Origin of the sequence: Enterobacteriaceae endosymbiont of Donacia piscatrix (assembly GCF_012569525.1) — a bacterium.
Lineage (GTDB): Bacteria > Pseudomonadota > Gammaproteobacteria > Enterobacterales > Enterobacteriaceae.
In genome coordinates, this window is the sequence record NZ_CP046200.1 from 26,494 (window position 1) to 38,169 (window position 11,676).

At 18.0% G+C, this 11,676-nt stretch carries 8 protein-coding genes, 2 tRNA genes and 1 pseudogene; 4 read left to right on the forward strand and 7 right to left on the reverse strand.

What is annotated here, in order from left to right; genetic code table 11:
* Window positions 1-54 precede the first annotated feature (54 nt).
* From alaS to GJT96_RS00175, 4 genes are all read left to right on the forward strand, one after another.
* Window positions 55-2,694: an alanine--tRNA ligase gene (alaS, locus tag GJT96_RS00160; protein ID WP_169780245.1), complete on the forward strand. Its 2,640-nt coding sequence runs from the start codon at window positions 55-57 to the stop codon at window positions 2,692-2,694.
* A 66-nt stretch (window positions 2,695-2,760) separates the two neighbouring features.
* A complete protein-coding gene (gene csrA, locus GJT96_RS00165) occupies window positions 2,761-2,952 on the forward strand; it encodes a carbon storage regulator CsrA (protein ID WP_169780246.1) in 192 nt (63 codons plus the stop codon).
* Between the two features lie 45 nt (window positions 2,953-2,997).
* A tRNA-Ser gene (locus GJT96_RS00170) sits at window positions 2,998-3,084 on the forward strand.
* Between the two features lie 8 nt (window positions 3,085-3,092).
* Window positions 3,093-3,165 (forward strand) — tRNA-Arg (locus tag GJT96_RS00175).
* Window positions 3,166-3,259: 94 nt separating this feature from the next.
* Here the strand turns inward: GJT96_RS00175 and dapD are convergent.
* From dapD to der, 7 genes and pseudogenes are all read right to left on the reverse strand, one after another.
* The gene (dapD, locus tag GJT96_RS00180) at window positions 3,260-4,087 is read right to left on the reverse strand and encodes a 2,3,4,5-tetrahydropyridine-2,6-dicarboxylate N-succinyltransferase (protein WP_169780247.1); all 828 of its coding nucleotides are present in this window, start codon (window positions 4,085-4,087) and stop codon (window positions 3,260-3,262) included.
* 69 nt (window positions 4,088-4,156) lie between these two features.
* Window positions 4,157-6,250 carry an NAD-dependent DNA ligase LigA gene (gene ligA / locus GJT96_RS00185; RefSeq protein WP_169780248.1) on the reverse strand — a complete coding sequence of 698 codons (2,094 nt, stop codon included), beginning with the start codon at window positions 6,248-6,250 and terminating at the stop codon, window positions 4,157-4,159.
* Window positions 6,232-7,638, reverse strand: coding sequence for a cysteine--tRNA ligase (gene cysS / locus GJT96_RS00190; protein ID WP_169780249.1), 1,407 nt, complete (start codon window positions 7,636-7,638; stop codon window positions 6,232-6,234). The genes ligA and cysS overlap by 19 nt, the downstream gene beginning before the upstream one ends.
* Before the next feature lie 87 nt (window positions 7,639-7,725).
* Window positions 7,726-9,111, reverse strand: a complete 1,386-nt coding sequence (gene dnaB / locus GJT96_RS00195) for a replicative DNA helicase (protein WP_169780250.1) — start codon at window positions 9,109-9,111, stop codon at window positions 7,726-7,728.
* A gap of 59 nt (window positions 9,112-9,170) precedes the next feature.
* Window positions 9,171-9,749 (reverse strand): annotated as a pseudogene (locus GJT96_RS02455) (tRNA-dihydrouridine synthase).
* Window positions 9,733-9,921 (reverse strand): tRNA-dihydrouridine synthase, encoded by a 189-nt coding sequence (locus GJT96_RS00210; RefSeq protein WP_169780253.1) that lies wholly within the window; start codon window positions 9,919-9,921, stop codon window positions 9,733-9,735. Before GJT96_RS00210 ends, GJT96_RS02455 begins: the two are co-directional and overlap by 17 nt.
* Window positions 9,922-9,974: 53 nt before the next feature.
* Window positions 9,975-11,342 carry a ribosome biogenesis GTPase Der gene (gene der, locus GJT96_RS00215; protein WP_169780254.1) on the reverse strand — a complete coding sequence of 456 codons (1,368 nt, stop codon included), beginning with the start codon at window positions 11,340-11,342 and terminating at the stop codon, window positions 9,975-9,977.
* Window positions 11,343-11,676 lie beyond the last annotated feature (334 nt).

Below are 11,676 nucleotides of genomic sequence, written 5' to 3' on the forward strand. Positions count from 1 at the left end.
ATACTTTTATTTTATAAATAATATTTTAAAAAATATTTAAGGTTAATTTATAATATGGATAATAAAATTGAAGAAATTCGTAAAATATTTTTAGAATTTTTTAATAAAAAACAACATAAAAAAATTAAAGAAAGTTCATTAATTCCTTGTAATGATTCATCATTATTATTTACAAATGCAGGTATGAATCAATTCAAAGAATATTTCTTAGGATATAAAAAATCTCCTTATTCAAGAATTGTTACAATACAAAAATGTATACGTATTGGAGGTAAACATAATGATTTTCAAAATGTAGGTTTTACAAACAGACATCATACATTTTTTGAAATGTTAGGTAATTTTAGTTTTGGAGATTATTTTAAAAAAGAAGCTATTTTTTATGCATGGGAATTATTAACTAATTCTAAATGGTTTAATTTAAAACAAAAAAAAATATTTATTACTGTATATTATAAAGATATTGAAACCTATAATATTTGGCATAAAATTATTGGTATATCTAAAAAAAATTTAATTTTAATAAAAGATAAAAATAATCAGAAATATAATTCTGATAATTTTTGGCAAATGTCTGAAACTGGTCCTTGTGGACCATCTACTGAAATTTTTTATGATTTAGGTGATCATTTACAAGGTAATATTAAAAGTAATTTAGGTAATCGTTTTATTGAAATATGGAATATTGTTTTTATACAATTTAATAGAACATTAAATGGAAAATTAATTCCTTTAATGATGAAATCAGTAGATACTGGTATGGGATTAGAACGTATTACTAGTATTTTAGAAGGAGTTGATTCAAATTATAAAATATATTTTTTTAAAAAAATTATTAAAGAAATAGCTAATATAATTAAGATACAAGATTTAGAACATAATTCTTTAAAAGTTATAGCCGATCATATTAGATCAACTATTTATTTAATAACAGAAGGTATTACTCCTAGTAATGAAAAAAGAGGATATATTTTAAGAAAAATTATTAGAAGAGCTATAAATCATGGAAGAATTTTAGGTAAAAAAGAACCATTTTTTTATCAATTAGTAAAAATTTATATTAAATATATAAATAATAATGAAAAATTTTTTCTGAAAAAAAAAATTAATCTAATTACAAATATTATTAAAAATGAAGAAGAAAAATTTAATCAAATTATAAATTCAGGAATTTTATTATTAAATAAAGAACTTAAAAAGTCCAATAATAGCTATTTAACAGGAAAACAAATGTTTTATTTATATGATACTTTCGGATTATCTCCAGATTTAATTCAAAATATATGTATAAATAAAAATATTAATATAAATAAAAAAGAATTTATCAAATATATGGAAATTCAACGTCAAAAATCAAAAAAGAATAATTTTTTTATTAATAAAAAAAACATTTATTATGAAAATAATATATCTAAATTTAATGGATATAAAAATTTTATAACTTATAGTAAAATATTAAATATCTATATAAATAAAATTTCCCATAATCAAATTAATTTAGGAGATGAAGGTGAGATAATATTAGATATTACAACTTTTTATGGAGAATCAGGTGGACAAAGAGGAGATATAGGGTTTTTGGAAAAAAATAAAAAAAATATTTTTCAAGTATACGATACAAAAATACAAGGAAATATAATTATTCACGTAGGAAAAATGATTTTAGGTTCATTAAATAAAAATGATTATTTATATTCTAAAATAGATATATTTAATCGGATGATGATTAGTAGGAATCATTCTGCAACACATTTATTACATGCTATACTACGTAAAAAATTCGGTACATATGTACAACAAAAAGGATCATTAATAACTAATAAATATTTAAGATTTGATTTTATATTAAATAATTCTTTAAAATTAGACGATATTTCATATATTGAAAAAAAAATTAATAGTTATATATTAGAAAATATACCTATAAAAACATATATAAAAGAAAAAGAAGAAATAAAAAATAAAAAAAATATAATGTCATTATTTGAAAATAAATATTCTTCTTTTGTAAGAATTGTAGATATTAAAAATATTTCGCAAGAATTATGTGGTGGTACACATATTAAAAATACTGGTCAAATAGGTTTATTTGTCATTACTAAATTTTTAAATATAGCTAATAGTATAAAACGTATACATGCGATTACACATACTCTAGCATTAGAATATATACAACAACAAAATAAAAATATAAAATATATTTCTAATTTATTTAATACAAATGAAAAATATTTAATACAAAATATTTTATTAAATAAAAAAAAAAATTGTTTATTAAAACAAAATTTTAAAGAGTTACAACAATATTTTTTCTTAAAAGAAAAAAATATTTTATTAAAAAATAATATTTTATTAAAAAATATAAATATAATTATTAGTAAAATATATAATTTTAATCCAATATTTTTTAATATTATTTTAAAAAAAATAATTAAAAAATTATGTAAAGTTATAATAATTTTATCAACTAAATGGGAAAAAAAAATATTTTTTGTAATTAAAATTACAAAAAATATTAATAATAAAATAAATATTTTAGATTTTATGAAAAGAAATTTAGATAAAAATGTTTGCAATATAAATGGATGTGCTAATATAGTTCAAGGTAATATTAATCTTAATATAGATCAATATTATTTTATCTTATCTAAAATAAGAACATTTATTTTAAATAAAATAAATGAATTAAATTAATAATTTAAATAAAATTTAAATATAATAATACATATTTTATATTTTATTTCTTTTAAGGAGAAAAGAATGTTAATTCTTACTCGTCGAGTAGGCGAAACACTTATGATTGGTGACGAAGTCATAGTAACAGTATTAGGAATAAAAGGAAATCAAGTTCGAATAGGTGTTAATGCTCCCAGAGAAATTGCTGTTCATCGTGAAGAAATATATCAACGTATACAAGCAGAAAAAAATCAAAAAACAAATTTAATAAAATAATTTGACAAAATTTTTCTAGCAGATATAATTATATTTGTATATAATGGTGAGATGGCCGAGTGGTTTAAGGCGCACCCCTGCTAAGGGTGTATGTAGTATTCTACATCGAGGGTTCGAATCTCTCTCTCACCGAGGAAAAAGCATCCGTAACTCAGTGGATAGAGTACTCGGCTACGAACCGAGTGGTCGGGGGTTCAAATCCTCCCGGATGCAGTAAAAATTTTTATTGTTTTAACAAAAATTTAATGTTTTTTTGAAAAAATTATGTTATTTTAATTTTTAAAAAAATCACACTATTCATTTTTACTTATAATGAGGTGCGTAAAATATCATTTATTTCAACTTTACTTAAAGTTTTTTTATTAACTTTTTTAACTATTATAGCACAATATAAATTATATTTTTTATTTTTAGATGGTAAAGTACCTGGTACAACAACTGAATAACTAGGAACTATACCATAATGAATTAATCCATTTTCCCTATCATAAATTTTAGTACTTTGTCCAATATATACTCCCATCGAAATTACTGATCCTTTTTTTACAATAACTCCTTCTACTATTTCAGATCTAGCCCCAATAAAACAATTATTTTCTATAATAGTAGGTTTAGATTGTATAGGTTCTAAAACGCCACCTATACCTACTCCACCAGAAATATGTACATTATTTCCTATTTGGGCACAAGATCCTATAGTAGACCAAGTATCTATCATAGTTTTTTTACCAATAAAAGCGCCTATATTAATAAAAGATGGCATTAAAACTGCGTTTTTAGAAATAAAAGAACCATATCTTACAACAGTAGGAGGTATAACTCTGCATTTTATGTTTTCAAAAGTATCTTTTTGACTATTGTAATTAAATTTTAAAGGTATTTTATCATAAAAATTATTATATGAACCTTTTAATAAAAAATTTTTACTAATTTTAAAATATAATAATATAGCTTTTTTGATCCATTTATTAATTACCCATTCTCCTTTAACATTTTCAGCTACTCTAATTATACCTTTATCTAAGAATTTGATTACTTTATTAATATTATTAATAACTTCTCTTTTATATAAAAAATTATCATCTTTTTTATATTTAATAAAATAATCTTCTATAATATCTTTTAAATTTTTCATATAACTGAATTATTGCAAAATCTTATTAAGAATAATATTACTAATAATAATATCATTAATTTTTATAATTCACAAATTTAAATTTTTTTTAAAAAATTTATTTTTATTTTCTTTTAATAAAGAAATTATTTGATTTTCATTAATAATTTTAGTATTTAGTTTGTGTGCTTTTAATAATTTAGAACCAGGATATTTTCCTAAAATTAATATATCAGTTTTTTTACTAATATTTTCATTTATTTTAGCACCTAAAATAGTTAATTTATCTAAAATAGACGTTCTTTTAATAGAAAAAAATGTTCCAGTAATAGAAATATTTTTTTTATAAAAAAAATTTTTTTTAAAAATATTCTTAGGATAAATAATATTTATTTTTTCTAATAATTTAGAAATTATATAAATATTTTTTTTATTTTTAATAAAATTTAAAATATTTATTGCATTTTTTTTTCCTATACCGATAATATTAGATAATTTAACTATATCAGTATGTAAAAATTTATATAATGTTTCGAAAGACAATGATATATTATATGAAGTTATTTTTCCGATTCCTGGCATACCTAAAGAAAATAAAAATTTATTAAATGTAATATTTTGTTTTTTTTGTAGAGATTTAAAAATTTTTTTAATAGATTTAACACCTAAATTATCTATTTTGGATAAAATATTAATGTCAATATTTAATAAATCTATAACATTTTTTATTAAATTTTGTTCTACAAGTTTATTAATTAATTGATTTCCTATAAAATTAATATTTAAAGCATCTCTAGAAATAAAATGTTTTAAATATGCTTTTAATTGAGATTTACAAGATAATCCTGCTGGACAATATAAATAATATTTTTTTATTTTAAGTGTTGAATAACAACTAGGACATATTTTAGGTATAGAAATTTTTTTCATTTTTTTTGAAGATCTGTTTTTTTTAATCACATGAGTAATTTTAGGAATTACATCTCCACATCTTTGTATAACAATCGTATCTCCTATTTTTAAATCTAATTTTTTAATTTCATTAATATTATATAATGTTGCAAAATTAATGTTAACTCCAGTAATATTAACAGTATTAAATTTAGCAATTGGAGTAAAGATTCCTGTACGTCCTATTTGAAAAATTATTTTTTTTAATAATGTTATTTTTTCTTGTGAAGGAAATTTATATGCAATAGACCATTTAGGAGCATGATTAGTATATCCAATAATATTTTGTTGTTGAATATTATTTACTTTAATAACAATACCATCAATATTATAAGGTAATAAATTTCTAATTTTTTGAAAATATTTATAATAATTAATTATTTTATGATAAGAAAAAAAAACTTTAGTATGTTGTGATGTAGGAATACCATAAATTTTTAAATTATTTAATATTTCTTTTTGACTTAAAAAAAAATTTTTATTTATAAATCCAATGCCATAACTAAAAAAATTTAGTAAATGTAGATATTTTTTATTATACTTTTTATTTGATTTTATAAGACCATAAGTGGCACTTCTTGTGTTACTAAATATTTTAGATTTAATAATTTTTTTTTGATTTAATATTTGAAATTTTTTTTTTGTAATAAATATTTCTCCTCTAATTTCTAGATATTTAGGAAAATTTTCACCTTTTAGAAGGTGGGGGATATCTTTAATTTGTAATACATTTTTAGTAATATTTTCTCCTATTAATCCATTTCCTCTTGTTGAAGCACTAAATAAAATTCCATTTTTATATAGTAAATTAACGGCTATTCCATCAAATTTTAATTCACAACAAAATTCAAATTTATTATTGATTTTTTTTATAGGATAAAAAAATTTTTTTAGTAAATCATTTTCGTTAAAAACATTATTTAATGATAACATCAACATTTTATGTTTTATTTTTTGATATGTTGATATTAAATTAGCACCTACTAATTGGGTAGGTGAATATTTATTTTTTAAATAAGGATATGAATTTTCTAATTTTTTTAATTTATTAATTAATTTATCATATTGATAATCCAAAATATCAGAATTATTTAATGTATAATATTTATAATTATAATTATTAATTATATTACGTAATTTTATTATTTTTTTTTTATAAAAAAAAAGTTTTGAAATTTTATATAAAGTATTTATTATTTTATTAATAAAAAATTTTAAATTTTTTTTTTCCATATGGTTCCATTAGTTGTATCTTCTAAAGAAATATTTTTATCTTCTAATTTTTTTCTAATTAAATCTGCTTTTCCCCATAATTGGTTATGACGCGCAATATTACGTATTTTAATTAATCGTTTAATTTCATTTATATTACAAAAATTATGTAAATTTGTATTTTTTTGTAAGTAAATTTTAGGATCATAAAATAAAATTCCTAAAATATTACCTAATTTTTTTAATTTTGAAATTAAATAATTAGTAATTAAATATTTTTTTTGTTGATAAGCAATATTTATTTTTCGTGAAATTTTAAATAAAATACTATATGCTTTAGGGGTATTAAAATCATCATTCATAGCATTATAAAATTGTTGTTCTAATAAAAAAAAATTATTTTTTAAATTTTTAATTTTATAAATATAATTTTGATGAAATAAAGAAATATATAATTTTTGTAAAACTAATCGTGCTTGTATTAATTTATTTTCATTATATATGATGGGACTACGATAATGAGTAGCAGTTAAAAAATATCTTATAACCTCTTCATTATATTTTAATAAAAGATCTTTTATTTTTAAAGTATTTTTTAAAGATTTAGACATCTTTTTATTATTAATAATAATCATTCCTGTATGTATCCAATAATTAACATGAAATTTTTTATCTATACAAGAAGATTGTGCTAATTCATTTTCATGATGAGGAAAAATTAAATCATTTCCTCCTCCATGTATATCAAAATATTTTCCTAAATATTTACGACTTAAAGTCGAACATTCTATATGCCAACCAGGACGGCCATAACCCCAAGGAGACATCCATCCTATTTCTAATTTAGAAGTTAATTTCCATAAAATAAAATCTTTATAATTTTTTTTAAAATTAATATTTTTAATTCTTAAAGTTGATTTTAACAAATTTATTTTTTGTTTAGATAATATTCCATAATTTAAATATTTTCTAATAGAAAACATAATATCGCCATTTTTAGCAATATATGCAGTATTATTTGATAATAATTTTGTTATTATTTGAATAATATCTGTAATGTGATCAGTAACCTTAGGTTCAAAATTAGGTGATAATATATTTAAATTATTAAAATCTTTAGAAATATTATTAATAATATTTTTTGTAAAATATTTTATATTTTGGTTTTTTTTTTTTGCTATATTTATAATTTTATCATTAATATCAGTAATATTTCTTATATATTTAATATTATAACCTAAAAATTTTAAATATCTTATAATAACATCAAATATAATAAAAGTTCTTCCATGACCAATATGACATACATCATATGTAGTTATCCCACACACATAAATTTTAACTTGTTTTTTATCAATAGGAAAAAATAATTCTTTTTTTTTACTTAATGTATTGAAAATTTTTAACATTTATTTTCTCATAATAAAAAAATTTATATTATATTTTTTTATAATAAATATAATTTATATAAAAATTAATAAAAATATTTTTAAAATTTAAATATTTTCATTATTATAATAATTAGAATAATTATCAAAACGTGTAATTTGATTATTAAAAATTAATTTTATAGTTCCAATAGGTCCATTTCTTTGTTTACCTATAATAATTTCAGCAATACCATGTAAACTAGTATTTTCATTATATACCTCATCTCTGTAGATAAACATAATAAGATCTGCATCTTGTTCTATAGAACCTGATTCTCTTAAATCAGAATTCATCGGACGTTTATCAGATCTTTGTTCTAAAGATCTATTTAATTGAGATAAAGCAATTACAGGTACATGTAATTCTTTTGCTAAAGCTTTTAAAGAACGAGAAATTTCTGAAATTTCTAAAGTTCTGTTAAAAGATAAAGATGGTACTCTAATTAATTGTAAATAATCTATCATAATTAAACATAATCCATTATGTTCTTTAAAGATTTTTCTAGAACGTGACTTAATTTCTGTAGGAGTTAATTCAGAAGAATCATCAATATATATATTTTTTTTTTTTAATAAAATTTCCATAGTAGCTGATATTTTTTTCCAATCATTATCATTTAGTTGTCCTGTTCTAATTTTACTTTGATATACACGAGAAAGAGATGCTAACATACGGATCATAATTTGTTCACAAGGCATTTCTAAACTAAATATTAATACAGGTTTATCTTGAGATATTGCTGTATATTCACAAATATTCATTGCTAATGTAGTTTTTCCCATAGCAGGACGTGCAGCTATTATTATGAGATCAGATTTTTGTAATCCAGCTGTTTTTTTATTTAATTCATGATAACCAGTATCTATACCTGTAATACCATTTTTAGGCATATTATAAAATGATTCAATTTTTGAAATAGTCATTTCTAATATTTCTTCTAAATTTTTTGGTTTAGCATCTTTATTTAAACGTTTTTCTGCTATTTTAAATACACGTGATTCTGCTAGATTTAATAAATAATCACTATTTCTTCCATTAGGATAATATCCTGCTTCTGCTATTTCATTTGCAACAGATATCATTTCTCTAATAATAGCACGTTCATGAACAATATCAGCATATGCAGATATATTAGAAATACTAGGAATATTTTTTGATAATTCAGCAAGATATGCAAATCCTCCTACTTGACTTAATTTATTTTTACTTTCTAAAGATTCTGAAAGTGTTATTAAATCAATAGGTTTACCTAATTCTATTAAATAATTCATTTCATTAAAAATTATTTTATGTGATAAAATAAAAAAATCATCTACTATTATTTTTTCTATAATGTTATCCCATCGATTATTATCTAACATTAATCCTCCTAATATTGATTGTTCTGCTTCTAAAGAATGTGGAGGAATTTTTATTCTTTCAATTTGAAGATCTTTTTTAAATTGTTTCATTCAATTATTTTTTTACCATATACAAATATAATTTTTAATTTATTTAAATAATAAATATATTATTTTATTTTTATGTAAGATGAAGCTTTATTTAAAATTTTTATATTATTAATTTTTATAGAATTTTTTTTATTAAAAATAAATTTTTTAAATTTATTTGATCCATTAATACCATAAAAAATATTCAATAAAAGAGTTATAATAGTTATCAAATAATTACCTTTTTTTAATTTTTTTTCTATATATGGAAACATAGATTTTACTTTTACTAAATGATTTTGTAAAAATGATGTATAGTTATAAACATATTGATCTATATTTATTAATATTTTAGGATTTTTAAAAACTTCTCTCCCGATCATAACTCAATCAACATATTTTAAATGTTTTTTTATATCTAATAAAGTTTTAATACCTCCATTAATTGATATTTTTATATCTGGAAAATTTTTTTTTATTTGATAAATAATTTTATAATTTAATTTAGGAATTATTAAATTTTTTTTAACATTAATATTATTATATAATAATGTTTTTCTAGCATGAATAATAAATCTTTTACACTCACTTACTATAAGTAAATTAATAAATTTATGTAAAAATAAATAATTATTATTATAATTAATACCTATACGCATTTTTATTTTCTAATAAAAAATTTTTATTATTTTTAACTGCATTAGAATGTATTATTTCAGTATATAAAAATGATTTTTTAGTTAATTTTCGATAAAAATATCTACAATATTTATTTGTTTTTCCTAACATAGGAGCTACTTTAAATGTAAAGTACAGAATTTTTTTTTTCATTGTATATAAATAATAATTTATATTATTTTAATAGTTATAGATCTTAAAATTATTTAATTATATGGATTTTTATTTTCTTTAAATTTTATATTTATAATATTACCGAAACATTGAAGTTTATTATAAATAAATTTTAATAAGTAACGTTTATAATTATAACTTAATTTTTTTAATCGATTGCCATATATTATAAATAATAATGGATGGTTTTTTACTTGATGTATATATTTTAATTTTATTCTTTTTCCATTGTATAATGGAGGTAAAACTAAATTAGTTGCTAAATTTAATATTTTCATAAGTTTAGAAGTACGATATATTTTTGTCGACATATTATATGTTTTATAAATTAATTGTAAAATATTATTTAAATTTGAAATAAATTTAGCTGAAATAGTAATTACAGGAAAAAATTTGAATTTTATTTTTATTAAATTTTTTAAATATAAAATATTTTTTTTTGTTAAAAGATCTATTTTATTAATAATAATGATCATGATTTTTTTTTTTGATATAACATATTGTATTAATTGTATATCTTGTCTACAAAAAATTTTTTTTTCTCCATTTATTATATATAAAATAATATCTGATTTATGAATAGTTTTATAAGATTCTAAAATTGAAAATTTTTCTATTTTGTTTTTAATCTTGGTTTTTTTTTTTATACCAGCAGTATCAATTAAAATTATATTTTTATTATAGTTATTTAAAATGTTTAATGGTACATAAATACTTTCTCTAGTTGTTCCTGGTTTATTATCAACAATTATTCTTTTTTCATTAAGAAATTTATTAATTAAAGTTGATTTTCCTACATTAGGCATACCTATAATTGCTATTTTGATATTATTTTTATTTATTGTATAAATTTTTTTATATAAAACATTATTATTATTTTTCTTATTATCATATATTTGATTTATATATTTATATAATATTTTTTTTAATTTTAAAATATTTTTATAATTTTTAATATTTATTAAATAAAATTTAAAACCTAAAGAATAAAATTCATTATCTAAAAATATTTTTTTTGTATTATTTAATATAATAATTACTTGTTTATTATATTTTCTGATATAATTTATTATTTTATAATCTATAAGATTTAATCTATTTTCTCTTATTAATAATAAAATTAAATTTGATTCTATAATAGATGATAAAATTTGTTTCTTTACTAAAGAATTATTTTCCTGAATTTTATTATAACTAATTGTATCTACACAAATATATTTTATATTTTTAATTTTAGCTTTACCATATTTTTTATCTACTGTAAAATTTGGTATATGATTTTCTAATGAATCATATTTTTCTATTAATATATTATATAAAGAAGATTTACCTGTATTATTATCACCTAAAATAGTAATAACAGGATATTGACATATAATCTTATTTTTTGTATTTATCATTATAATTAAAACTTCGAATAAATATAATATATTATATTTTATATAAATATTTTTTTCATTGTTAAAAAAATTATTTTATATTTAAATTAATTATAATTTATACATTATATTAATTTTAATTTTGATAATAAAATTATTATTAATAATAATTTTATTATCAAAATTAACTTTATTTAAAATAAATAATATTAATTTATATTAAAATAAATAAAAATTTAAATATTTTTTTAAATATTATAATTTTATTTTTAATATTTACTACTTAATTTCTTATATAGAAAATAATTTAAAATATTAAAAATTATTTTTTCTTTTTAAAAAAAAAAACACGACA

What these genes read in the sequence shown, in the direction of transcription:
- dapD (WP_169780247.1), bottom strand. Translation starts at nt 4,087, where the DNA reads ATGAAAAATTTAAAAGATATTATAGAAGATTATTTTATTAAATATAAA.
- cysS (WP_169780249.1), bottom strand. Translation starts at nt 7,638, where the DNA reads ATGTTAAAAATTTTCAATACATTAAGTAAAAAAAAAGAATTATTTTTT.
- csrA (WP_169780246.1), top strand. Translation starts at nt 2,761, where the DNA reads ATGTTAATTCTTACTCGTCGAGTAGGCGAAACACTTATGATTGGTGAC.
- ligA (WP_169780248.1), bottom strand. Translation starts at nt 6,250, where the DNA reads ATGGAAAAAAAAAATTTAAAATTTTTTATTAATAAAATAATAAATACT.
- alaS (WP_169780245.1), top strand. Translation starts at nt 55, where the DNA reads ATGGATAATAAAATTGAAGAAATTCGTAAAATATTTTTAGAATTTTTT.
- dnaB (WP_169780250.1), bottom strand. Translation starts at nt 9,111, where the DNA reads ATGAAACAATTTAAAAAAGATCTTCAAATTGAAAGAATAAAAATTCCT.
- der (WP_169780254.1), bottom strand. Translation starts at nt 11,342, where the DNA reads ATGATAAATACAAAAAATAAGATTATATGTCAATATCCTGTTATTACT.
- GJT96_RS00210 (WP_169780253.1), bottom strand. Translation starts at nt 9,921, where the DNA reads ATGAAAAAAAAAATTCTGTACTTTACATTTAAAGTAGCTCCTATGTTA.